General features: G+C 63.1%; 19 protein-coding genes. 16 read left to right on the forward strand and 3 right to left on the reverse strand.

All coding sequences use genetic code 11. The annotated features are described in order from the left end of the window. Positions 1-35 precede the first annotated feature (35 nt). On the reverse strand, positions 36-3017 hold the full coding sequence (locus tag MNR02_RS22470) for an autotransporter domain-containing protein (RefSeq protein WP_241949676.1): 2982 nt from the start codon (positions 3015-3017) through the stop codon (positions 36-38). A 134-nt stretch (positions 3018-3151) separates the two neighbouring features. Here MNR02_RS22470 and MNR02_RS22475 point away from each other — a divergent pair, with 134 nt between their 5' ends. Together MNR02_RS22475 and MNR02_RS22480 are read left to right on the forward strand one after the other, a co-directional pair. Further along, positions 3152-3922, forward strand: a complete 771-nt coding sequence (locus MNR02_RS22475; protein WP_241949677.1) for a hydantoinase/oxoprolinase family protein — start codon at positions 3152-3154, stop codon at positions 3920-3922. A 76-nt stretch (positions 3923-3998) separates the two neighbouring features. Then, positions 3999-4679: a DUF2161 domain-containing phosphodiesterase gene (locus MNR02_RS22480; RefSeq protein WP_241604330.1), complete on the forward strand. Its 681-nt coding sequence runs from the start codon at positions 3999-4001 to the stop codon at positions 4677-4679. A gap of 21 nt (positions 4680-4700) precedes the next feature. Here MNR02_RS22480 and MNR02_RS22485 read toward each other — a convergent pair whose 3' ends face one another. After that, positions 4701-5612, reverse strand: a complete 912-nt coding sequence (locus tag MNR02_RS22485) for a LysR substrate-binding domain-containing protein (RefSeq protein WP_241949678.1) — start codon at positions 5610-5612, stop codon at positions 4701-4703. A 121-nt stretch (positions 5613-5733) separates the two neighbouring features. Between MNR02_RS22485 and MNR02_RS22490 the strand changes: the two genes are divergently transcribed. The 8 genes from MNR02_RS22490 (at position 5734) to MNR02_RS22525 (ending at position 13512) form a co-directional block, all read left to right on the forward strand. Next, entirely contained in the window at positions 5734-6495 is a 762-nt protein-coding gene (locus MNR02_RS22490; protein WP_305854562.1) for an ABC transporter ATP-binding protein, read from the forward strand. A 20-nt stretch (positions 6496-6515) separates the two neighbouring features. Then, positions 6516-7295, forward strand: coding sequence for a transporter substrate-binding domain-containing protein (locus MNR02_RS22495; protein ID WP_241949679.1), 780 nt, complete (start codon positions 6516-6518; stop codon positions 7293-7295). 65 nt (positions 7296-7360) lie between these two features. Next, on the forward strand, positions 7361-8080 hold the full coding sequence (locus MNR02_RS22500) for an ABC transporter permease (RefSeq protein WP_241949680.1): 720 nt from the start codon (positions 7361-7363) through the stop codon (positions 8078-8080). Next, complete coding sequence (locus MNR02_RS22505; RefSeq protein ID WP_241949681.1) at positions 8073-8903, forward strand: ABC transporter permease; 831 nt, start codon at positions 8073-8075, stop codon at positions 8901-8903. The genes MNR02_RS22500 and MNR02_RS22505 overlap by 8 nt, the downstream gene beginning before the upstream one ends. Positions 8904-8919: 16 nt before the next feature. Then, a complete protein-coding gene (locus tag MNR02_RS22510; protein ID WP_241949682.1) occupies positions 8920-9708 on the forward strand; it encodes an HpcH/HpaI aldolase/citrate lyase family protein in 789 nt (262 codons plus the stop codon). Next, positions 9705-11078, forward strand: coding sequence for an FAD-binding oxidoreductase (locus MNR02_RS22515; RefSeq protein WP_241949683.1), 1374 nt, complete (start codon positions 9705-9707; stop codon positions 11076-11078). The genes MNR02_RS22510 and MNR02_RS22515 overlap by 4 nt, the downstream gene beginning before the upstream one ends. 65 nt (positions 11079-11143) lie before the next feature. Continuing rightward, positions 11144-12322 carry an alpha-hydroxy acid oxidase gene (locus MNR02_RS22520; RefSeq protein ID WP_241949684.1) on the forward strand — a complete coding sequence of 393 codons (1179 nt, stop codon included), beginning with the start codon at positions 11144-11146 and terminating at the stop codon, positions 12320-12322. 137 nt (positions 12323-12459) lie between these two features. Continuing rightward, complete coding sequence (locus MNR02_RS22525; protein ID WP_241949685.1) at positions 12460-13512, forward strand: DUF1963 domain-containing protein; 1053 nt, start codon at positions 12460-12462, stop codon at positions 13510-13512. A gap of 18 nt (positions 13513-13530) precedes the next feature. Here MNR02_RS22525 and MNR02_RS22530 read toward each other — a convergent pair whose 3' ends face one another. Then, on the reverse strand, positions 13531-16671 hold the full coding sequence (locus MNR02_RS22530; RefSeq protein WP_241949686.1) for a CHAT domain-containing tetratricopeptide repeat protein: 3141 nt from the start codon (positions 16669-16671) through the stop codon (positions 13531-13533). Between the two features lie 226 nt (positions 16672-16897). On the opposite strand from MNR02_RS22530, the gene MNR02_RS22535 reads away from it, so the two are divergent. The 6 genes from MNR02_RS22535 (at position 16898) to MNR02_RS22560 (ending at position 23262) form a co-directional block, all read left to right on the forward strand. Continuing rightward, on the forward strand, positions 16898-17539 hold the full coding sequence (locus MNR02_RS22535) for a TetR/AcrR family transcriptional regulator (RefSeq protein ID WP_241949687.1): 642 nt from the start codon (positions 16898-16900) through the stop codon (positions 17537-17539). 197 nt (positions 17540-17736) lie between these two features. After that, positions 17737-18618, forward strand: coding sequence for a shikimate dehydrogenase (locus MNR02_RS22540; protein WP_241949688.1), 882 nt, complete (start codon positions 17737-17739; stop codon positions 18616-18618). Between the two features lie 111 nt (positions 18619-18729). Next, positions 18730-19782: a sugar ABC transporter substrate-binding protein gene (locus MNR02_RS22545; RefSeq protein ID WP_241949689.1), complete on the forward strand. Its 1053-nt coding sequence runs from the start codon at positions 18730-18732 to the stop codon at positions 19780-19782. Positions 19783-19833: 51 nt separating this feature from the next. Beyond that, complete coding sequence (locus MNR02_RS22550; protein ID WP_241949690.1) at positions 19834-21318, forward strand: sugar ABC transporter ATP-binding protein; 1485 nt, start codon at positions 19834-19836, stop codon at positions 21316-21318. Positions 21319-21341: 23 nt separating this feature from the next. Then, positions 21342-22298 (forward strand): ABC transporter permease, encoded by a 957-nt coding sequence (locus MNR02_RS22555; RefSeq protein WP_241949691.1) that lies wholly within the window; start codon positions 21342-21344, stop codon positions 22296-22298. A 1-nt stretch (position 22299) separates the two neighbouring features. Beyond that, positions 22300-23262 carry an ABC transporter permease gene (locus MNR02_RS22560; RefSeq protein ID WP_241949692.1) on the forward strand — a complete coding sequence of 321 codons (963 nt, stop codon included), beginning with the start codon at positions 22300-22302 and terminating at the stop codon, positions 23260-23262. Positions 23263-23265 lie beyond the last annotated feature (3 nt).

A 23265-nucleotide genomic window follows, 5' to 3' on the forward strand; every position in this document is an offset into this window, starting at 1 on the left:
GGTGGAACTTCCCATCGAGGCGATGCCATCGCCGGCTAGAAATTCACGAGGAGGTTTGCCTGGGCGGTGTGGGAGTGCAAGCCTTTGGCGAACTCGCCAGAATAGGCGAGCGTGAGCCTTGCCGATTTCGAGAGCCTGGCGGTGACGCCAGCTTTCACGACGGTGGCGTCGCGGGGTAGCGTAACGCCTTTCAGGATGAAGGGTGAGCCGCCCGCGAAGGCGAGCGTTGCCGATGGAGACAGATCGCCGGCCGCATGCCGCCAGCCAAGCGTTCCTGACAAGGTGACGGGGATGTCGTATGCTGGCAGATCCGCTGAGAAGCGCGCGCCGATGGTGGAAATGACCAGATCGCTTGAACCGCTGCCCGCCGTCAGTGCCGCAGCCCCGCCCGTCTCACCGAAGACGTCAGTATCGAGATTGACATAGGCGAGGTTGGCGAAGGGCTGGAGCCTGATACCCGACAGGTCGATATTCGATGATATCTCGGCAAAAGCCTGCAGGCTATCGCTGGCATAATCGGCTTTGACGCGGTCTTCGAAGTTGCCGAAGGCGATGGTGCGCCGGGTCGATATCTCGTTGCGGCTATAGGTAGCCCCGCCCGTGAGGTTCACGGCACCGACCGAGCCGGTAGCATAAAGGCCGACGTGATAGGTGTCGGCATCGGCCTGCTGCTGCACGGAAAGATGGCTGTAGCCGACGAGGCCGCCCAGCCGCCAGTCGTCGGCGACAGCCACATCACCTGCAAAAAGGCCGCCCGTGAACCGGCTGTCGATGCCCCTTGCATTGCCATCGGCCGAAAAACGGTTTGTGGCAAACGCGCCAGATGTCCAGAAGGCAACGCCATTATCAGGCGTGGGACGATCGTCGGCCGACAGGCCTGCACGATCGAGCACGGCTTCGCGGGGAAAACGGCTTTCCCAAAGCAGCTGGCTTTGCAGGGAGACGTGCACCTCGCCGTTCAACTGCGCGAAGGCGTCTGCCGCTTCGGTGACATCGAGCGGCAACACGGCGAGGAAAACCGGGTTCGAAGCCCCCAGCGCTTCGACGGCCGTTGCCGTGGTGCGGTCGTTTCCGGTTTCCGCAACGTCGGAGAAGCGCACATCGTTACGATCGAGATCGAGGTCTACCTGCTTTGCGCCGTAGACGAGAGTGGGTGAAAGAAAGGCGAAGTCGCTCGCAACGGCGTCGAAACGGCCCGTGACGCTGTCCGCCGTCAGGATCGTGTAGTGGTTCGTCAGGCCATAGGTGCCGCCGGCATTGTTCAGTCGCACCGTACCGCCGTCGATGGAAAGGGCATTGGCGGCGTCCACCCTGTCGGCACTGCCCATGCCGTTGATGTCGACATCGTAGAACGAGCCTTCGCGAAACCGCAGGTCGCCGTTCACGGTCAGCGAGGCCAGTCCCGGTCCTGGCGAAAGCACGCCGCCGGCGTTCACGGTTATGCCGCCCGCGATGCCGGTGCCGGAAAGCAGGCCGCCGTCGAAGATATCGATCGTGCCATCCACCGTGCCATGATTGACGAGCACGCCGCCGGTTATTTTGGCCGCTCCGGCGATTTCGCCGGTATTGGTGAAGGTGCCGCCACTGTTGTCGAGCCCGGCAACGACACCGTCATTAGAGGCGACGCCTGCATTGGCGACCGCACCGGTCCTGCCGCTGTTGTTGTTGGTAAAGACACCCGCGGCGGCGATATTGACGTCCGCCAGCGTCGCATTGTTGATGACCGTGCCGCCGTTGACAGATGTCGTGCCTGTCACTTCCCCGCCGCTGTTGTTGGTGAACGTGCCCGCGTCATTGCGGATGGAGGCGATCGTTCCGGCATTCGAGACGGTGCCGGAATTCCTGATGGCGCCGGCCTGCGCATTTGTGTTGTTGATGAAGGCTGCGGCTGCGGCGACATCGGCATCGGTGATGATGAAGTTGTTGGTCACCGTTCCGCCGGTGACGCTGGTCTGTCCCGTGATCCTGCCATCTGTATTGTTGGTGAAGCTTCCGGCCGTGTTGGTCAGGGAGGCGATGGTGCCGGCGTTGGACGCATTGCCGGCATTGGTGACCGCGCCCGCCGTTGCATTGCTGGAATTGGTGAAGATGCCGGCCGACCCCACGACGACCGCGTGGAGCGCTCCGTTGTTCGTTACGACGCCCCCGGCGACGGTGGTTCTGTCCGTGACCTCGCCGTCGTTATTGTTTGTAAAGGAACCGCCATCGTTTCGGATCGATGCAATGGTGCCTGCATTCGACGCGGTGCCGGCATTTCTGACATTTTCGGCGACGCCATCGGAGTTATTGATGAAGATGGCCGCTGCGGCGACATCGGCGTCGGTGATCACGAAATTGTTGGTCACTGTTCCGCCGGTGACCTTGGACTGTCCGGTAATCCTGCCATCATTGGTGAACGTGCCGGCCGTGTTGTTCAATGCATCGAGTGTGCCGGCATTGCTGGCGGTGCCCGCATTGGTCAGCGTGCCGCCAGATGCGCCGTTGTTGTTGGTGAAGGTGCCGCCAGAGGACACGGTAACGTCGCCGACCGTGCCATTATTGGTGAGCGCCGTCGTGTCTCTCACGGCGGCGCTGCCGAGCGCGCCGTTTACCGAGACGTTGCCCTTGTTGAGTGTCAGCTTTCCATTGAGAGTGCCGTCGATGAACAGGCTGCCGTCATTGAGTTCGACATTCGAATTCATCACGCCGTCGGCATTGATACCGAGGCTGCCGGACTGGATGGTCGTGCCGTTCCTGACGGTAAGGTTGCCGGTATCGCTGATGGTGACATCGCCGCCGTTGATATCGAGCTTTCCCACAGTGGCGTCGTTGGTAACCTGCGGTGAGCCGGTATTGACCTCGGCCGTATCGTTCTCTCCCGGCGCGGAAGGATTCCAGTTCGTCCCGGTGCTGAACTCGTTGTTCGTGTTGCCGGACCAGACCGACTGGGCGAGGGAAGGCGTGACCAGGGTGACGGATGCCAGGGCCGTGAACAAGCCGATACGTCGGGAATAGGCCGAGAGCGGTTGATGTTTCATGGGGCCGCCGATGCTTATAACCCCGCCATCCATCGGCGGGCAGATAACAATCCCTAAGCAATCATGGTTAACGAGCCGTAAAATTCATGGGCGGGAGGGGCCAACGGACATGCCTATCCTTTGCCTCAGGACGTGTGCGAAAGCACCCTTTCGATGGTTTCGCAGATCGACAGGAGATCGTTGTCGCCATTACGCGCGGCATGCTCTTGGGCGGCTTCCCGCGCGAGGCCAACTCACGGGTGGATATTGGTGGCGTCGCAACATTTTTCCGCATGCCGGATGTGATTGCGGTGGCGCTCGGCGGTGGTACGGTAATCGATCCCGAGACGCGAAAGATCGGGCCCACCAGCGTCGGTTACCGCATTTCCGAAAAGGCGCGCGTGCGGGGCGGCGATACGCTGACCCTCACGGACATCGCCGTGCGCATGAAACGCATGGAATTCGGCAATCCGGCCCTGGTCGCAGATGTGCCCGACGACCTTGCCGGGCATGTCGAAGCGTGGATCCAGAGCCGCCTCGCCGATCTCGTCGACCGCATGAAGACGAGCGCGGCCGATATTCCCGTCATCGCCGTCGGCGGGGGTGCCGCGCTGGTGCCGGACAGCCTGCCGGGCGTCAATCGGATCATCAAGGTCGAGCACGCTGGCGTGGCCAATGCCATCGGTGCCGCGATGGCGCAGGTGAGCGGCGAGTGCGATCAGGTGTTCTACGGGGTGTCCCGCGAGGAGGCCATCAACGAGGCCCGTGTAATCGCGGACGCCCGTGCCGCGACGGCGGGCGCCAATCCTGAAAGCATCGAGCTGCTCGATGTCGAGGATGTGCCGTTGTCCTATATTCCGGGCAATCCGCTGCGGGTCCGCGTGAAGGTTGTCGGCGATCTGGCTCTATCCGGTTCGCGCGCCTGAGGGCGACGATAGTGGCTGTTGCGTGCGGGCGGATCGATGTAGATATGGCCCGATTCCCACGTAGTTCCGCAGGTCCATGGAAACGTCGCTTTATCTGCCGGTCAAAGGCTTTCTTGAAAAGGCAGGTTATACCGTCAAAGGTGAGATCGGGGGATGCGATCTCGTTGGCCTGAGCGAGAGCGATCCGCCGGTGGTCGTGATCTGCGAGCTGAAGCTGAGTTTCAATCTGGAGCTCATCCTCCAGGCCGTCGATCGCGCGGCCGCGGCGGACGAGGTCTGGATCGCGGCGCGGGTCTCGGCCAAGGGCAGGGGCCGCGAGGCGGACAAGCGTTACCGTGATCTCTGCCGCAGGTTGGGCATCGGTATGCTCGGCCTTTCCGACACCGGTGAGGTCAGCATCATCGTCGGCTCCGTGTCGCCGATGCCGCGAACCAATCCGAAGCGTCGCTCCAGGCTCATGCGCGAACACCAGAAGCGGCGCGGCGATCCGGTCCTGGGCGGAAGCACACGCACGCCGCTGATGACGGCTTACCGGCAGCAGGCCCTCGATTGCGCTACGGCCCTGGCATCAGGCCCGATGCGGGTGCGCGACGTCAGGGTGAGCACGCCGGATGCCGGAAAGATCCTGCTTTCGAACGTTTATGGCTGGTTCGAACGGCTGGACCGCGGCGTTTACGGCCTCACGGATGCGGGCCGGGAGGCCCTGCAGCGGTGGCCGCGGGACGGCATGTCTGCAACGACCGACATTCTCACCTGATCTGCTGGAGAGCGCCCCGCGCTAGGACGCATTGAGCGAACCGAGGCCGAGAAGCCAGTCGCGCACGCCCGCGGCCTTCGGCGTCAGGGGGCGTCCCTTGCGGTAGACGAGGAAAAAATCGTTTGTGGTGGTCTGGGCTTCCTTCAGCGGGCGCACCAGAGCGCCGCTGGCGACAAGGTCGCCGACGGAATGCTGCCAGCCGAGACCGATCCCCGCTCCCGACAGCACGGCATGAACCACCAGGATATAGTTGTTGAATGTCGAGACGCCGCCGGGCAGCGTGTAGCTCAGGCCGTAATGGGCAAGGAAATCCCGCCACGTCGCGCCTTCGTGATAGTGACTGTCGAGATGCAGGAGATTATGGGCCGGCAGATCCGCAAGGGATGACAGCGGCCCGTGCTTCTCGAGATAGCCGGGACTGCAGACCGGAAACATCGTTTCCGCCGTAAAGGGCAGGACCTCGTAGCCCTGCCAATCCACCCGTCCGTTGGTGATCGCCATCGACACGCCATCTGCCGGAAGATCGAGTTTCTTGTCGGAATTGTAGAGCTGCATCTCGATGCGCGCATCGTGGCTGGGATAGGTCGATATCCGCGGCAGCAGCCAGTAGGTGCCCACGGTGATCGAGGCATAGACCTTGATATCGGATGCCGCCGTCGAATGGATCTCGATCGCCGTGCGCTCGATCTGGTCGAGCCCGCTTTCCACCGAGCGAAAGAGTTTTTCACCGTCGTCCGTCAGCTGCAACTGGCGATGTTTGCGGTGAAAGAGCGACGCTCCCAGTCCCGTTTCGAGTTGCCGTATCGCATGGCTGATGGCCGCCGGCGTGACGTTCAGTTCCTCGGAGGCCTTCGTGAAACTTTGCAGCCGAGCGGCCGCGTCGAACACGTAGAGCAGGTTCCCCGAAGGGATGAAGCGACGCATGTCTCGCATGAGCTGTATTCATCCAAATGTGAGTTTTTTTGCTAGTCACAGCCGGTCTTCTTTGAACTAGCTCTATTCGACAGTCAAATCCTGTTTGCAGGATGCCCAGCTGGCCGGGAGAGGTTTGAGGATGGAGATGCTTCACGCGGACGGCATTCGCAAGACTTTCGGCAATCTCGAAGTCCTGCGCGGCGTCAGCCTGACAGCCAACAAGGGCGATGTGATTTCGCTGATCGGCGGAAGCGGGTCGGGCAAGTCGACCTTCCTTCGCTGTCTAAACTGTCTGGAGCATCCGACCGGTGGCGAGATCCGGGTCCAGGGCGAGGCGATCGCCTTCAAGCCCGACGGCCACGGCAACAGGGAGCCGGCGTCAAAGGCGCAGATGCGCCGTATCCGCGCGCGGCTGGCCATGGTCTTCCAGAGCTTCAACCTGTGGAGCCACATGACCCTCCTCGAAAACGTCATCGAGGCGCCCGTTCACGTGCTGGGTGTGGATCGAAAGCAGGCAATTGATGAGGGATTGCGGCTGCTCGAACGCGTCGGCCTCTACGACAAGCGCGATGTCTATCCGGCCTTTCTCTCGGGCGGCCAGCAGCAGCGCGGCGCCATCGCCCGCGCGCTGGCGGTGCAGCCGCTCGCCATGCTGTTCGACGAGCCGACCTCGGCGCTCGATCCTGAACTCGTCGGCGAGGTTCTGAAGGTCATCCGCGCGCTTGCCGAGGAAGGCAGGACGATGATCCTCGTCACCCATGAGATGTCCTTCGCGCGCGACGTTTCCAACCAGGTCCTGTTCCTGCACGGCGGCCTCGTCGAGGAAACCGGAGCGCCGGCAGAGGTCTTCGGCAATCCAAAATCCGAGCGCCTTGCGCGGTTTCTGGGAAGCTTTCACTAAAAATCCAAAAGGGGAATGACATGAAAAAATACATGCTTGGAATGATGGCCGGCGCCCTGCTCGCCATGGGTGGTACGGCGCACGCCGAAAAGACGCGCGTCGGCTTTGCGCCGGAAGCCTATCCGCCCTTCTGGGTGGCGGATGCGAACGGTAACTGGACGGGCTGGGAAGTCGAGATCATCGATGCCGTCTGTGCCGAGGCCAAGCTCGATTGCGAGCGCGTACCGGTCGCCTGGGAGGGCATCATTCCCGCGCTGCTGGGCGGCAAGATCGACATGATCATGAACTCGATGCGCATCAACGACGAGCGCCGCAAGGTCATCGATTTCTCCAACAAGTACTACGAGGTCCCGACCGTCGTTGTCGCGGCCAAGTCCGCCACCGTCGACACGACGCCCGAGAGCATGGACGGCAAGATCATCGGTGTGCAGGTCTCGACGGGCCAGCAGGCCTACGCCGAAAAGAACTTTGCGGCGAACGCGTCCGAAATCCGTGGCTACAATACGCAGGACGAGGTCTATCAGGACCTCGCCGCCGGCCGCATCGATGTTGCGATCGACGGCGTGGTCGCCATGAACGAGTTCCTCAAGTCGGCGTCCGGTACCGAGTGCTGCGAATCCAAGGGTGTGCTCAAGCGCGATCCCTCGACGCTCGGAGAGGGTTATGGCGTCGGCCTGCGCAAAGGCGACGATGCGCTGAAGGCGAAGATCAACGACGCCATCGCCGCCATTCGCAAGAACGGCACCTATGATGCCATCACCAATAAATACTTCGACTTCGACATCTACGGCGGCGACTGAGGCTCAGGCCAGGTTTGCGTTTGCACTGAAGATGCTGGAGAACGACGATTAAAGAACTGTTCGACATGATCTGGTCTCCCGCCGCCGGCAGCATCGCGCTGTTGACGACGGGAGGGTGGGGAAGCGCCATGCTCGTCGGCCTGGCGCGCTCCCTCACCATCGCGCTTGGCGCCTTTGGCCTCGGGCTGGTGATCGGCGTGGCCGGTGCGCTGGGCAAGCTTTCCGGCGGCGCCGTGATGCGCCAGGCCCTCGACCTCTACACGACGATCGTCCGCTCTGTGCCCGAACTGGTGCTGATCCTCATCGTCTATTTCGCCGGGGCCGATCTCATCAACGGCATCCTCACGGCCCTCGGCCAGGCGAAGATCGACTTCAACGGCGCGATTGCCGGCATTGTCGTGCTGGGCGTTGTCCAGGGCGCCTATTCCACCGAGGTTATCCGCGGCGCCATACTTTCGGTTCCGCGCGGCCAGATCGAGGCTGCGCAGGCCTATGGCATGTCGTCCTGGCTGACGCTTCGCCGTATCACGCTTCCCGCCATGCTGCCCTTCGCGCTGCCGGGACTTTCCAACCTCTGGCTGATCGCGATGAAGGACACGGCGCTGCTCGCCGTGCTCGGCTTTGGCGAACTGACGCAGGCAACCCGTCAGGCGGCGGGCACCACCAAGGCCTATTTCACGTTCTTCTTCGCGGCCGGGTGCATGTATCTGCTCGCCACAATGATCTCCAATCTGCTCTCACGTCGGCTCGAAGCCCGCGCGTCCAGGGGAATGGCCCATGTCTAGCCCGCCGGATGCGATCGTCCGTGAAGCGACGGCACGCGGCGGGCGACGGTGGCTGGATGCCGGGACGCTGACGCCCGTCATCGCCGCCCTTCTCTTCGGCGCCTATGCTGCGCTTCAGATGCGCTGGGACTGGCTCGGTACCTATTATCCGCTGCTGCTGCGCGGTCTGGGCATGACGGTGCTTCTGGTGGTCGTCACCAGTTCGCTCGGCATGCTGCTGGCGATCCCCATCGGTCTGGTCCAGGTCGTCGGCCCTAAATGGCTTGCACTGCCGGCGCGCGCCTTCTGCACCGTCATTCGCGGAACGCCGCTGCTGCTTCAGCTCTGGCTGCTCTATTACGGTCTCGGTTCGCTGTTTCCGCAGTTTCCCTGGATCCGTGATTCCGTGCTTTGGCCCATTCTGCGGCAGGCGTGGCCCTACGCGTTCCTCGGTCTCACCCTGTCCTATGCCGCCTATGAGGGCGAAGTCTTCCGCGGCGCCTTCAAGGGCGTGCCGAAAGGCCAGCTCGATGCGGCCAGGGCTTATGGCATGTCCGGTTTCCTGATGTTTCGGCGCATCTGGTTGCCGCAGGCCTTCAAGCGGGCGATGCCGACGCTTGCCGGTGAAACGATCCTCCAACTCAAGGCGACCCCGCTGGTGGCGACGATCACGGTCATCGACGTCTATTCGGTGGCAGCCCAGGTGCGCCAGCAGACATACCTGACCTACGAGCCTCTTCTTCTCATTTCCGCCATCTACATTCTCATGGCGGTGGTGATCACCAAAGTCTTTGCCCGCCTTTCCGGGCAGGGCCACGACGACACCGCCTTCCGCAAATCCTGATTTCAAAGAGCATCCGATGCCACTCACTCTGGCCAAGAGCCTGAAAGCGCGACTTCGCAGCGACCGACCCGTATTCGGCGCATGGGTCGGCATTCCCCATCCCACCGTCATCGAGCTGATGGCGCGGTCGCAGTTCGACTTTCTGCTGCTCGATGGCGAGCATTCGCCCATCGGCGTGCAGGATCTGGCAAGTCTTCTGCCCTCAGCCGAACTGCATGGGACGCCCACCATCTTCCGGCCGCGGTCGAAGTCGGCAGCCGATATCAAGGCTGCGCTGGATGCAGGCGTATCGGGGCTTATGGTGCCGATGATCGAGACGGCCGAGGAAGCCCGCGCCATCGTCGCCGCCAGCAAATACGCGCCGGCCGGCATTCGCGGGATCGGCCCGTGGCGGGCATCCGGCTACTACGAGGGTTTCGAGACCTATCTTGCCGAGGCAAACGACGCGACGACCCTGATCCTGCAGCTGGAGAGCGCCAAGGGCCTCGCCAATGTGGACGACATTCTGGCCGTGGAAGGGTTCGACGTGCTGTATGTCGGGCCGGCCGACCTTGCCTCGTCGCTTGGCCTGCCGATCGGCCGGTTCGACGGCGAGATGCGCGATGTGCTGCAGCGCACTGCTGATGCCGCAAGACGCGCGGGAAAGCTGGCCGCCATTGACGTGTCCGCCGTTTCGGCCATTTCTGAACTGATCGAGATGGGCTATTGCCTCTTCACCATCGGCTCGGACATGGGGTTCATCCAGGCTTCGGGCCGCGGGCTGGTCAGGGATTTGGCAGCGCTTTCGACAGGGCAGGGCACATGATCGATCTTGAGGACGCACGGCAAATCGTGGGCGCGCGCAATGTCATCGACGCGACGGCACTGCGCGACCGGCCGCAGGATTTCTGGATCAATACCCCCACCCGGGCGCTCGGCCTCGTAAAGCCCGCCGACACGGTCGAGCTTTCCGCGCTTCTGACGCTCTGCCACGAGCATTCGCAGGCGGTCATCTTCGAGGGCGGGCGCACCAACCTTGTCGGCGCGACGCAATCCGATGACGAGACCCTGCTGATCTCGCTCGAGCGCTTCAACCACATCGGCGCGCCGGACCGGAAGGGCATGACAATCGAAGTCGGTGCCGGCGCGATCGTCGAGGCCGTCCAGCAGCTTTGCACGGCCGAGGGGCTGCGTTTCGGTCTCGATTTCGGGGCGCGGGGAAGCGCGATGATCGGGGGCGCGCTTGCCACCAATGCCGGCGGGTTTCAAGCCCTGCGGTATGGCGTGGCGCGCGATCAGGTGCTCGGGATCGAATGCGTGCTTGCCGACGGAACGGTACTGAGCCACCTGACGCCTTACACGAAGGACAATACCGGCTACGACCTGAAACACCTCTTCATCGGGTCGGAAGGCACGCTCGGCGTCATCACGCGGGCCGTGCTGAAGCTGCATCCCGCGCCACGCTCGGTCAACACCGCGCTACTTGCTTTCGAGAGCTTCGACGCGGTTGCAGAAACGCTCGGGCTGATGCGCCGCGATCTGCACGGCACGCTGTCGTCGTTCGAGATCATGTGGGCCGAATTCTTTCATTTCAATGTTGATGCGCTTCTCGGCGGCCGCTCGCCGATCGAAGGCCGGTTCCCGTATTACATCCTGTGCGAGTCCGAAGGCTTCGACCCCGAGGAGGATGCCGGGCTTTTCGAGCGGGTGGTCGGCCAGGCGCTGGAAGCCGGTCTCATCGCCGATGCGGTGATCGCGACTTCGTCGCGCCAGCGCTCGGAGCTCTGGAAAATCCGCGAAGACTTCGAAGCCGAGATGCAGCTCTTCAAGACGATGGTCGATTTCGACGTCTCTCTTCCCGTTGCCAGCATGGAGGCCTTCGTCAACGACGTGCAGCGCCGCTTGGACGAAGAGGTGCCCGATAATCTCGGTCTGCATGTGCTCGGTCATCTGGGCGATGGCAACCTGCATGTCACGACAGGCCTGCCGACCCCGGAGGGCAAGGGTCAGGTTCGCGCGCTCGTCTACGCGCTCATCGCCGGTTATGGCGGGTCGATTTCCGCCGAGCACGGCGTCGGCGTTGCCAAGCGCGATTACCTGCATTACTCGCGCACGCCGGCCGAAATCGCCACCATGCGCCTCCTGAAAGCCGCGCTCGACCCGAAGGGCATCCTCAACCCTGGCAAGGTCATCTGACGTTTCAAGGCGCGGGATAACGCCATGAAGGGCAAACCGCCCGAAGCCGAACCGCAGGAAGAACAATGGTCAAATCGTCGCTCGACAGGATCGTAAACACCGATGATCTGGAGCAGGCGGCGCGGCGCTATCTGCCCCGCATGCTTTACGACTGGATTGCCGGCGGCGCGGGAGACGAGCGCGGTCTTTCAGAGAACCGGTCCGCGTTCGACCGGTTCCGTTTCATGCCGCGCTATCTGCGCGATGTCGCGACGTGCTCGATTTCGAAGACTATGCTGGGACGAAGTTTTGCAGGGCCGCTTGGTATTGCGCCAATGGGCTATTCGGGACTGTTCCGTCCGCAGGCAGAGCTTTTCTTCGCGCAGACCGCGAAGCGTTTCGACGTTCCCTACATCATGTCCGGCGTCAGCGTCTCCTCGATGGAAGCGGCAGCGCAGATCGCCGGCGAAAACCTGTGGTATCAGATCTACACAACCGCTGATGACGCCATCAACCGCGACATGATCCGCCGCGCGGAGGATTGTGGATGCGGCGCGCTTGTCATGACCGTCGACATTCCGGTCGCGGCCAAACGGGAACGTGATATCCGCAACGATATCGACATTCCTCCGAAATTCACGCCCAAGGCGATCCTTGATGGTTTGATGCATCCCGCCTGGACCCTGCGTTATCTGCTCACAGGCGGCCTGCCCGTGATGGAGAACTGGGCGCCCTATCTTCCCAAGGGCGCTTCAGGGCTCGATGTGGCGAAATTTTCCATCGAACACGGCTACGCCTTGCAAACATGGGAACATCTGCGTCAGTTCCGCCAGCTTTGGCCGCGCGCACTCGTCATCAAGGGCATCCTGCATCCCGAAGACGCGCGCATGGCGCGCGAAGCGGGTGCGGATGCCATCATCGTTTCCAATCATGGTGGACGACAGTTCGACCGCGCCGTCGGCTCCATCGATTGCCTTCCCGCCATTCGCGAGGGGGTCGGGCCGGATTTCCCCGTCATGTTCGACGGCGGTGTGCGCCGCGGGTCGGATGTGCTCGCTCTCATGTGCTGCGGCGTTGACTACGTCTTCGCCGGCCGGCCGTTCCTCTATGGCGCGGCAGGCTTCGGTCAGGGCGGCGTGCACCGGGCGATGGAAATCTTCAACGACGAGCTTGCCGGCCTGATGCGGCAACTCGGATGCCTCGACCTCGAGCGTGACGATCTCGACACTTTCATGTTGGACGAGCTGGGCCGGACGAAACGCTAACCGCGTTGAGAACGACAGGTGTGTCATTTTGCGGGTAGACATCACATCCTCAAGGGGTGAAAAACCTTGCCGACCATTGTGTGCCGCATTTTGCGGCCCATTTGCTGACCAGGCTTAAAGCTCTTTACGGAGGTTTCATGTTCGATAGTCCGCAAGCTGCCGGTGAGGCCCTGCTCGCGTGGTTCGACAGGCCACGGATCGAGATCATCGTGGAGGCGCTGGTGCCGGCAATCGTGCTGCATCCCTCTGCGGGACACATCGTCATCGGCGCAAGTCAGCTTGGCGGCACGCCGCATGCATCGGCCGATTTCAAATGGCCGCGCCCGCAAAAACCTGATGATCCCGAGGAGATTGCAAAGCGCGGCAATGCGGACGCGGCGCAGGAAATGCGGGAGCATATGGCGCAGGGCCTGCCCTATGCGTTCATGGCGCAGATCGATCTCGCCGAAGCCGCAAGGCTCGGTCCGGTCGCGGCTTCGCTGCCTGCCGAGGGCCGCCTGCTGTTCTTCTACGACATTGCCATCGGCCCGTGGGAAACCGGTATGCGGCCGGCAAAGGTCATCTGGGATCGCACGCCGATCGATCGGCTCGCCGTGCTGTCCGTTCCGGATGACCTTGCTTCCGCTCAGGTAAAGGCGCGGGAAGAGGCGGCGGCTCTGGAGGCTGAATTCGGAACGCCGGGCGAAGCATCGTCCAGGCAGCAGGGCACGAACTATGGTGCACCGGCACGCGCCGTTTCAATGGAAGCGACCTATCGGCTGCCCAATCCCGCTGCGCTCGAATTCGACCGGCTTGGCGATTTCGCCCGCGCGCAGCCGGCCAGCAAGGAGAGTGAGGATGCGCTTGCCGCCTATGAGGAGGCGCTTCAAGCCAGCCACGACCAGTATCCGCAGGAAGGCTGGCGGCGCCAGCAATTGCTTGGCAGCCCCATGCCGGAACAGGACGATCCGCGCTTCGACGCTGTGGTGGTGAGCGAATTCGGCAAGCAGCATCTGTCGCGGGAGGAGTGGGGCAAGCACCGCGCAGCCATATTCGAGAAGGCGCGGGATTGGACCCTTCTCCTACAGGTCGATCTCGCCGATTGGATGCAGGCGCCGTATGTGGAGGGAACGGTCTTCTTCGTGATCCGGCGCGACGACCTCGACAATCGCTACTTCGACAAGGTTATTGCCGTCTATCAGCAGACATAGCGGCGCGCGCTCGCGCTGTCAGTTCTCGAAGAGAACGAAGGCGGCCCACACGAGCGGGTCCTTCGCTGTCGGGATCTTTCCAGCGATGGCATCGCGCCGGGTGTTGCGCAGCGCTTCGGCGTAGGTCTGCCCACCCTTCAGGTATTCATAGTAGCGCACCATGAAATCGGCGGTCCCGTCGTCGGCGACCGGCCAGAGCGTCAGGAGGGCGCGTTTGGCGCCGGCAAGGCTTGCGGCCGTCGGCAGGCCGCGAACACCGCCCACGAAGGCCTCGTCGCCGAGCGCTGTCTCGCAAGCAGAGAGCACGAGCAGATCGAGGCCGGACAGGTCCCAGGCCATCAACTCGAACGCATAGAGCCGCCCGTCCTTCTCGTCGCGGCGCATGTTGCGCGTGTCGCCAGAGCGCGCGAGAATGACTTCGCTCTGCCAGAGCGTATCCACATTGCTGGTGCCGCCGTTCTTCGGGCTGCCATAGGCGCCGTGGGTCGCCAGATGTGCGATCTTTGCTCCGGTCATGCGCTCGCGCAACGCTGTCTCGCTGGCCGCAGACCCCGTGAGCATCTCGACCTTCATGTCTGGTTCGTCCAGGATACGGCCGATGGCCTCCACTTCGCGTAGCGTGCCGGGCAGGGGCGTGGCGCCCGCCTCGTCGTCCTTTTCATAGTCGATGCCGCCGGCGAGGACCGCGCGTCCGTCTTTCGGCATGCGGGCATCCTCGACGGCGCGATAAAGCGCCTCCGGCTCGGTGAGAAGCCGCAGGGTGAAGCGCTCCTCCAGCAATTTGCCATCGCGGTCTTCCAGCAGGGAGAAGGGCAGGGCGAACAGACGCCCGTCCGGCACGATGAAGAGCGTCTTGGCACCGGCCAGGTCCTTTTCGATCGGCCCGATCAGCCGGTCGTGCAGCCGCGCGAATGCACGCTGATGGGCCTCGATGAGCAAGCCCCTGTTTTCCTCGCGGCCACTGCGGCTCTGGAGTGCGGCAACCGCGTCGCGGTCATTTCCCAGCACCTCGCGGGGATCGCCGAGCGCACGCATCAAGGGCGCGTTGTTGCCGCGCCAGACGATGGCATAGAGCTGCGTGTCCTCGATCGGGTCGGCTGCGTCGCGATCGGCGCGCCACTTGCGCGTCGTGAAATATTGCACGAAAGCCCGGCCCTTGCCGACGAGTTCTCCGGGTGTCGGCAGCGGCTGGTTCAGGATCGCCTGGCGGTCGATACGGTAGCGCTTGACGAGCCGCTGGTGGAGTTCGCCCTCCATCGCCTTGGTGTCCGTCAGATAGGCGTAGGCGAGGTCCTGCTCGACATCGGCGGCGAAGATTTCGCGGGCGATGCGCGAAAGGCGCGAGATACGGTCGAGCAGGCGGGCGGTTTCGGTATCCCACGTGTCTATCATGCGCGTGAGCTTCAGAGCATTGTCGGCATCGGGCGTGGCCAGCGATGGCCACCGCCGGGCGGCATCCGCAAAGGCCGGCACGGCCGAAGGGTTGCGCTCGGCAAAACGCGCATAGTGGTAGAGCATATCGTCCGCCATGGCGCGCACCGTCTCGCCGACGTCACGTCCGCCGGCGACCGAGACCTGCAGATGGACCCAGCGCAGCATGTCCTGATCGATGCCGGCGAATTCCTGTGCGGCCGTCGCCGGATCCGTCTCGGCCTTGGCGTTGGCAATGGCGATGCGCCCCGCAAAGGCCAGCGGATGGCCGTTGCTCATTTCGCCTGCGGCAATGCTGTAGGCCTGTTGCAGGTGCTTGATCTGCCGCGCATGGTCGCCCTTCGCGGCGAAATGATCCGCCAGCAGATTGGCCGCCTTTATGCTCAGGATGCCGGGATAGTTGGAATCGGTGACGAGCGCATCCATGCGGCTGACCGCCGCGGTGTCCATCGGCGCTGCGCCGGACAGGAGGTCCGTATAGGCGATCCATGCCTCCATGCCGGCGATATTGCCGGTATCGCCGAGCGCTTTGGAAATATCCAGGCACAGCGCGAAATAATGGCGCGCCCTCGCGTAATCGCCGAGATCGAGATAGTTCTGCGCGGTGTTGTTTGCGCTCACCAGCGTGTTGAAATGGTTCTGGCCGTAATGGCGCGTGCGGTTTTCCAGAACCTTGAGATCGTATTCGAGCGCGCGGGAGGGTGAACCCAGCCCACGCAGCATGTCGGCCAGATTGTTGGCGATACGCCATGTGATGGTATTGTCTGCACCCAGCGACTTCTCCGCGATCTCGTAATTGCCCTTTTCGAGGTCGATCGCCGTGCCGTACTGGCCGACGCCCGATAGCGCGCTCGCGAGCTTGTCGTTCGCATGGATCAGCTGCTCGGATTCGGTGCCGTAGAAACGGGCGTACAGATTGGTCGCCATAGAATAGAGCGGCACGAAATGCTGCTGGCTGTCCGGCACAGCCGTTCGGAACTCCGCATAGGCGAGATAGAAGTCCGCCAGTTCCTTCACCTCCGCCTGCATGGCGGCGGTGCCCTCGGCCTCGCGAAAGAACGCGGCGGCATCCTCGTTGAGGCCGCTCGCATGAAAGCTGCGCGCAGCCTGGGTATAATGTCGCAATGTCACGGCATGAAGCTTGGTTTTTGCCGAGGCCGCGAGGGCCGCGCGCAGGTGCTTGCGTCCATCGTCCAGACGGCCGCTTTCGAGCAGGCTATAGGCCGCGCGCACCCGTGCATCGATGTCCTGCTCGCTGTTTGCGCCATGCGCCGTGCGGAGGCGCTTTTCATAGAACTTGACCAGCTCGTCCTGCCCGGCGCGATCCGAAAGCCGGCCCTTGGCGTCCATCAGCAGCTCGATCAGGAGGTTGGCGCGGGTCTCCTCCACGGGATCGAGTGTCGCGAGCAATTCGCGCATGCGCGGATAGTATTCGGCGTTCACCCGCGCGGCGTCGCCCATGCGCATGGCGTAGTCGGCGGCCGATACCATGTAGCTTGCCGAAAGCCATGCCTCACCTTCGGCCTTGAAGTGCGCGCTCGCCTCTTCCGCGATACGGCGCGCGCCTTCGTGGTCCCCTCGGGCGGACCGCGCCTTCATTTCCGGGGCAATCTGGTCGGATCGCTTGATCGCTTCCTGTGTCGGTGCCTGCGCGAAACCGGGCGCGGCAGAAAGCGTGACGATGAGGGCGGTAGCGACGATGCGGAGGATCTTGATAGAGAGCAGCATGAACCCACGATCTGGTATTGATATCGGATGGCGTGCGGCGTGGCTGAAGGCCCCTGCCATATCAAAGACGGTCAACATAAAGGCTTTATTTCAAATTCAAGGCGGAACATGCTTGCCCTTAGCTCTAGCCGGCCCCTGCGCGTGATCTTTTCTGCCCTGCGGTTGACCCGCCGGCGGATGTGACGATATCCATCCGTTCGCTTCATCAGCAACGAGGATACAGGCATTGGCTTCGGCCCAGCTCCGCCCTTCGCGAAAAAACGACCCGGACGCAACCCGCGAAAATATCCTGGAGGTTGCGACGCGGGAATTCGTCGATGCCGGCTTTTCCGGCGCGCGGGTGGATGCGATCGCGGAGAAGACGCGCACCTCCAAGCGCATGCTGTATTACTATTTCGGCAGCAAGGAAGGGCTCTATCTCGCCGTTCTCGAACGGGCCTATATCAAGATCCGCTCGCGCGAGAACGGGCTGAATTTGAACCATCTCGCGCCCGATCTGGCCATGCGCAGCCTGATTACCAATACATTCGACCATGATGACGCCAATCCGGATTTCGTTCAGCTCGTGAGTATAGAAAACATCCATCGCGCCGAGCATCTCAAGAGTTCGGATGTGCTGCGCGTGGCGAATTCCGGGGTCATCGGTCTCATCTCTGATATCCTGAAGCGCGGCGAGCAGGACGGGACCTTCAGACGGAAGGTCGACCCGGTCGACCTGCACCAGATGATCAGCGCCCAGTGCTTCTTCCGCGTCTCGAACCGCCACACGTTCGGCGCGATCTTCGGCCGCGACCTGATGGACGACGAGATCAAGGCGCGGCATCGGGAGATGGTCGCGGACATGATTCTCGCCTATCTGCAATCCTGACTGAACATGCCTGCCTGCAACACGATGCAGGCGTGCAGGCCCCGGAAACGCGGCATTCCTTCATCTCGAATTTTCTCTATGTTCGCGTCCGGAAAGCAGAATCTGCCAATTGACTTCACTAACCAGTTCGTACATTTCATGGGTCAGTGAGGTGGCGGGCATGACGGCATGCCCGTGAAATGGCATAGGGGCGGAGATTGGTTTCACTTACGCAAACGGCCGTCCGGACGGTGCATGCCGGCCTGATCGGAAGCGGAATCCAGCGGTCGCGCACCCCTGCCATGCATGTCGAGGAAGCTCGCTGCAACGGCATCGCGTGCCGATACGATCTCATCGATCTCGATGTGCTGGGCGTGGGCGCGGATGCGCTGCCCGTGCTCATTCAGCGCGCGCAGGAAGACGGTTTCGCCGGACTGAACATCACCCATCCCTGCAAGCAGGCCGCGACCCACGAAGTCGACGAACTGTCGGAGCATGCCGAGGCGTTGGGCGCGATCAATACGATCGTGTTCCGCAATGGTCGCCGCATCGGCCACAATACCGACTGGTGGGGCTTTGCGTCCGGATTTCGCAGGGGGCTGCCCGAGGCTAACGTCGGCGATGTCGTGCTGATTGGTGCGGGCGGTGCCGGTGTCGCCGTAGCCCATGCGCTTGCGACGCTCGGTGCGCAGGCCATCCGGGTTTTCGATATCGATCCGCAGCGCACCGCAAGGCTCGTCGCGCAGCTTGCGCCGCATCATGCCGCCTGCCGGTTCGAGGCGGGTGAAGACATGGCGCAGGCCTTGCGGCAGGCCGACGGCCTCGCCCATGCGACGCCCACGGGCATGGCGGGCCATCCCGGCCTGCCGATCGATCCCGATCTTCTCGAGCAACGGCACTGGGTCGCCGAGGTCGTGTATTTCCCGCTTGAGACCGCGCTGCTTCAGGCTGCCGCGCAGCGTGGCTGCCGCGTCGTCAACGGCGGCGGCATGGCGGTCTATCAGGCCGTCGGAGCATTCGAGTTGTTCACAGGCGTTGCCCCCGACGTCGAGCGGATGATCCGGCATTTCGGATCGCTTGGCGAGGGTGGGGGAATCTGAATTCACGGGTTGGGAAACCCGTGGAGACATGACTTTCCGTCGGTTGCGACGGAAGGTGAATGAGGAAGGACCGCGAGGCGGTCGCTACGGCTTATGCCGAGGGAGGGTACTATGAAATTGCGTATTTCGATGACGCTGGCGGCTTCCATGCTCGCCGGCCTGATGGCGACGGCCGCGTACGCCGACAGCAAGGGCACGGTCGTGGTTTTCGTGCCGTCCAGCACGAATCCTTATATTGGGCAGTTCCAGCTTGGTGCCAAGGAAAAGGCCGCGGAACTCGGCTATGACATCAAGGTGATCGAGAACAACTTCAACCAGTCCGAACAGGACAGCCAGGTGCAGCAGCAGCTCGCATCCGGCGAGACGGTCGCCGGCTATATCTGGTGGCCCTTCGAGAATGCGGCCGGCGTCGGTTCGCTGCGCGCGCTCTCGCAGTCCGGCGCGCCGGTCATCGTCTCCAACCAGTATCCCATCAAGGGCACGGAAGCGTACTGGACGGCCTATGCCGGCGCAAACGATTTCCTGAGTGGCAAGACCGCGGCCGAAATCCTGCTGGACGCCTGCGCCAAGGCCGACGCAAAATGCGACAAGGGTGCCATCATCCGCTTCCCGGCCGGCGTCTCGGCTGGCGATGACCGCGCAACCGGTTTCGAGGATGCGGTCAAGGGCAAGCTCGACGTGGTCGATGTCGTGCCGACGGCAGGTTTCCTCGAGGACGAGGGCTACAAGGTTGCGGCGCAGATCATCCCGGCTCGCAAGGGCGAGCTGACCTGGCTCTACACCCAGAACGACTCGCTTGCCGGTGCCGCCGCGCAGGCCGCACGCGAGAACGGCCTGACGCCGGGCAAGGACATCTTCATCGTCGGCGGAACCTGCCATGGCGATTCCAAGCATGTGAAGAGCGGCGAGATCGCCGGCACGGCGATCCAGTCCGGTTACTGGGAAGGCTGGATGGCCATGCAGGCGCTCGGCAAGTTCGTCGTGCAGGGCAAGGTCGTGGACGGTGAGAGCTACCTGGAAGGCACGCCGGATGCACCGCCCTCCGACGCCGATCCGCTTTACAAGTACAACTTCCTGCCCAACCCTGCGGTTGCCAACAGCCAGGCCGCCTATGACGCAGCGAAGCTCTGGGGCAAGACGGCAGACCAGCTCTGCAATTTCTGATGCAGACAGCGCCGCGTCTTGTGACGCGGCGCTTCCCGGGAGGAGAACGCGATGCTCAGAATGAGCGGGATTGTTAAGAGCTATGGCCCGACGCGGGTGCTCGAGGACGTGGACCTTGCCGTCGAGGCGGGCGAGGTCATGGCGCTGATGGGCGAAAACGGCGCGGGCAAGAGCACGCTCGTGAAGATACTCGCCGGCATCGAGCCCGCCGACGGCGGGACGATTTCCATCGATGGCGCGACGGTCTCCATCCGCTCGCCGGGCCATGCCCAGGCGGCGGGCATCGGCTATGTGGCGCAGGAGCTTTCCATCGTCGAAAGCCTCAGCGTTGCCGAGAATGTGTTCCTGGGTGACGAAACCCTCGGCTTCTTCCGCTCCGCCGCCTCGCTGGCACGTCGGGCGAAGCCCTATCTGGCGCGGGTCGGCCTCGACCATATCGATCCGCTGTCGCTTGCCGAGGAGCACTCGGTGGCCGAGCGCCAGCTGGTCGAAATCGCGCGCCTTCTGTCGCGCAAGGCGCGCATCGCTATCCTCGACGAGCCGACGGCCGCGCTCTCCGAGACGGAAATCGTGCGTGTTAAGGCCGCGGTCCGCACCCTGGCGGCAGAAGGCTGCGCCATCATCTATGTCACGCACCGCATGCCTGAGGTCTTCGACCTCACCCAGAAGGTCACGGTGCTGCGCAACGGAAAGAGTTTTCCCGCCGTCGAAACCGCGGGACTGTCCATCGGCGACCTCATCGAAGCCATGCTCGGTCGCCAGCTCGGCCAGATGTTTCCGCCGCGGGCCGCCCATGCCGGAGAGGAAATCCTTCGCCTGGATGCATGCCGGGCAAGCGGTCTCAAGGCACCCGTTTCCCTGTCGCTGCGCAGAGGCGAGATCCTCGCTCTGGCCGGGCAGGTCGGCAGCGGTGCCGGGGCGGTTCTCAGAATGCTGGCTGGCGTAACGCCCATCCAATCTGGCTCGGTGACGCTCGAGGGCAGTGCCTACGCGCCCTCCGGCATCGCCGGCAGCATTGCGCGCAAGGTGCTCTATTGCTCCGATGACCGAAAGCGCGATGGCATCTTCGCCGTCCGCTCCGTACCGGAAAACCTCTCGGCGCCCGCGCTTTCGGCCGTCAGCCGCTTCGGCTTGCTGTCGCCGGCGCTCGAAGGCGAGCACGTGACGCGCATCGCGCGGCAGTTCGGCCTTGGCGAGCGCTTTCTCGGTCGCCTCGCCGGCAATCTCAGCGGCGGCAACCAGCAGAAAGTTGCGCTCGGCAAATGGATCGGGCTCGACCCGAAAATCCTCCTTGTCGAGGAGCCGACGCGCGGCGTGGACGTGGGCGCACGCTCCGAAATCTACAACAATCTTCGCAATCTTGCCGACGAAGGCCTGTCGATCATCTTCGCCTCCTCCGATACGCAGGAGGTCCTTGGCCTCGCCGACCGGATCGCCTCCTTCTTCCATGGCGAACTGGTGCGCATCTGCAATGCGGACGATGTCACCGCCGAAAGCCTTACGCGCGATGTGACGCGCGCCAGCGAAGCTGCCTGACGGGCACAAGCATGAGAACCGCCATGACAAGCCAGGACGCGTCGCAACGCGCGAAATTCACCATCCCCAAGACGGCCTACGGGCTTATCGCCATTCTCGTTCTGCTTGTGGTCGCGAGCGTGACGACACCGAGTTTCGCGCGGGTCGACAATATCTTCGTGGTGATCCGCGCCGCTTCTCTCACCGGCATCGTCGCGATCGGCATGAGCTACATCACGATTTCCGGTAATCTGTTCGCCCTGTCGGCAAGTGCGCTTGGCGCCCTGCTCGCTGTGCTGTTCGCGCTTCTGACGGCCGCCTTCGGCTTCGCAGCCGGCCTTGTCCTGACGCTGGGCCTTGCGGTGTTTTGCGGGCTTGCACAGAGCCTGGCGATCTCGCTCATCGGCAATCCGATCATCACGACGCTCGCCTTCGGAACCGTCTTTCGCGGCTTGGCGGCGCTTTTCAGCGGCAACTCCATCCTGCGCATCGAAAGCGAAGCGGCGCTCTGGCTCGGCACGGCGCGGCCCCTGGGTATCCCCACGCAGAGCTGGGCCTTCATCATCGCTGCGCTCCTCAGTTGGTTCGTCATCCGCCACTTCAAGATCGGTCGTGAAATCGTGCTCTGCGGGGCAAATCCCAAGGCGGCGGTAGCAAGCGGCCTTCGCGTCGGCCTCGTCACCGCCATCGCCTGTGCCGCGTTGTCAATCGGCGTGGCGATCATGGCGATCATGACGGTGTCCCAGTTCTCGCAGGCCAAGGCGGATCTCTTCATGGGATACGACTTCGACTATATCGCCGCGGTGCTGGTGGGTGGCATCGCGCTTCGCGGCGGCAAGGGAACGCCGCTCCAGGCCGCGCTCGGCGCCGTGCTGATCGCGCTCCTGCAGAACTTCATGTTGCTGCATGGCTTGAGTGCCGGCGTTCGCATGACGATCGTCGGCCTGCTGGTGATCGCCTCCATCAGCCTTTTCCACATTCTTCAGGGACGGGGACGCTGAGATGACGTCGGAAACGAAAAGCAACCTCGCCCGCCTAGGGCTCATGATCGCGGTCTACCTCATCCTCGCGGCGCGCATTCCGAGCTATTACTCGCAACCCGGTATCGCCGCGCTTCTCGACAGTGCGGTCCTCGCCGGCATCATCGCCATCGGCGTGGGACTGACGATGATCGCAGGCGAGATGGATCTTTCCGTCGGTTCGATGGCGGCCTTTGCCGGCATCCTGTCGATCCAGCTTTTCCCCTACGGCATGGTGCCGGCGCTTGTGATCGTGGTCCTGTTCTGCGGCCTGCTCGGTGCGCTTCAGGGGTATTGCATCTACAAGCTCAACATCAGCTCGATGGTCTTCACGATCGGCACGCTGATCGCTTTGCGCGGCCTCACCCTCGTCGTCTCGAACGAGAAGACCGTTCTCATCCCCTTCGAAAACATTGCCGAGACGGATTTCCTGTCGGCGAAGTTCTTCGTCTTTTCCATCCCCTCGGCGACACTTCTGGTCCTGGTGCTGCTGGTCGACTTTTTCAGCCGGCGCACGCTGTGGGGGCGCGAGATTTTCGCAATCGGTGGCGGCAGGGGCGAGGCCCGCGCGGCCGGCGTCTCGATCCGTCGCCCCATTATCGTGGCCTTTTCGATTTCCGCGGCGCTTGCGGGCCTCGCCGGCGCGCTGCTTTCCTTCCGTACCGGCAGCGCCAGCCCGCTTGGTTTCGAAGCTGTCCTGCTTGAAGCGGTCACCGCCTGCCTTATCGGCGGCATCGCGCTTGCGGGCGGGCGCGGCAGCATCCTGGGCGTGCTGATCGGCCTTTTCACGATCCGCTTTCTCGTGAGCGGCATCGCCGCGCTCGGCGCACCCTTCTGGATGCAGAGCCTCGCGACGGGCGCGCTGCTCATCTTCGTCATCATCGCCGAAGCTGCTATCGGTTACGTGACCCGGCGCAGGCGCATGGCACGCGCCCTAACAGCATGAGGC

The sequence above is a fragment of the Shinella sp. H4-D48 genome, from assembly GCF_022637395.1.
GTDB classification, from domain to species: domain Bacteria; phylum Pseudomonadota; class Alphaproteobacteria; order Rhizobiales; family Rhizobiaceae; genus Shinella; species Shinella sedimenti.

Coding starts and splice junctions, on each gene's coding strand:
- MNR02_RS22470 (WP_241949676.1), bottom strand. CDS start 3,017: ATGAAACATCAACCGCTCTCGGCCTATTCCCGACGTATCGGCTTGTTC.
- MNR02_RS22480 (WP_241604330.1), top strand. CDS start 3,999: ATGGAAACGTCGCTTTATCTGCCGGTCAAAGGCTTTCTTGAAAAGGCA.
- MNR02_RS22485 (WP_241949678.1), bottom strand. CDS start 5,612: ATGCGAGACATGCGTCGCTTCATCCCTTCGGGGAACCTGCTCTACGTG.
- MNR02_RS22490 (WP_305854562.1), top strand. CDS start 5,734: ATGGAGATGCTTCACGCGGACGGCATTCGCAAGACTTTCGGCAATCTC.
- MNR02_RS22495 (WP_241949679.1), top strand. CDS start 6,516: ATGAAAAAATACATGCTTGGAATGATGGCCGGCGCCCTGCTCGCCATG.
- MNR02_RS22500 (WP_241949680.1), top strand. CDS start 7,361: ATGATCTGGTCTCCCGCCGCCGGCAGCATCGCGCTGTTGACGACGGGA.
- MNR02_RS22505 (WP_241949681.1), top strand. CDS start 8,073: ATGTCTAGCCCGCCGGATGCGATCGTCCGTGAAGCGACGGCACGCGGC.
- MNR02_RS22510 (WP_241949682.1), top strand. CDS start 8,920: ATGCCACTCACTCTGGCCAAGAGCCTGAAAGCGCGACTTCGCAGCGAC.
- MNR02_RS22515 (WP_241949683.1), top strand. CDS start 9,705: ATGATCGATCTTGAGGACGCACGGCAAATCGTGGGCGCGCGCAATGTC.
- MNR02_RS22520 (WP_241949684.1), top strand. CDS start 11,144: ATGGTCAAATCGTCGCTCGACAGGATCGTAAACACCGATGATCTGGAG.
- MNR02_RS22525 (WP_241949685.1), top strand. CDS start 12,460: ATGTTCGATAGTCCGCAAGCTGCCGGTGAGGCCCTGCTCGCGTGGTTC.
- MNR02_RS22530 (WP_241949686.1), bottom strand. CDS start 16,671: ATGCTGCTCTCTATCAAGATCCTCCGCATCGTCGCTACCGCCCTCATC.
- MNR02_RS22545 (WP_241949689.1), top strand. CDS start 18,730: ATGAAATTGCGTATTTCGATGACGCTGGCGGCTTCCATGCTCGCCGGC.
- MNR02_RS22550 (WP_241949690.1), top strand. CDS start 19,834: ATGCTCAGAATGAGCGGGATTGTTAAGAGCTATGGCCCGACGCGGGTG.
- MNR02_RS22555 (WP_241949691.1), top strand. CDS start 21,342: ATGACAAGCCAGGACGCGTCGCAACGCGCGAAATTCACCATCCCCAAG.
- MNR02_RS22560 (WP_241949692.1), top strand. CDS start 22,300: ATGACGTCGGAAACGAAAAGCAACCTCGCCCGCCTAGGGCTCATGATC.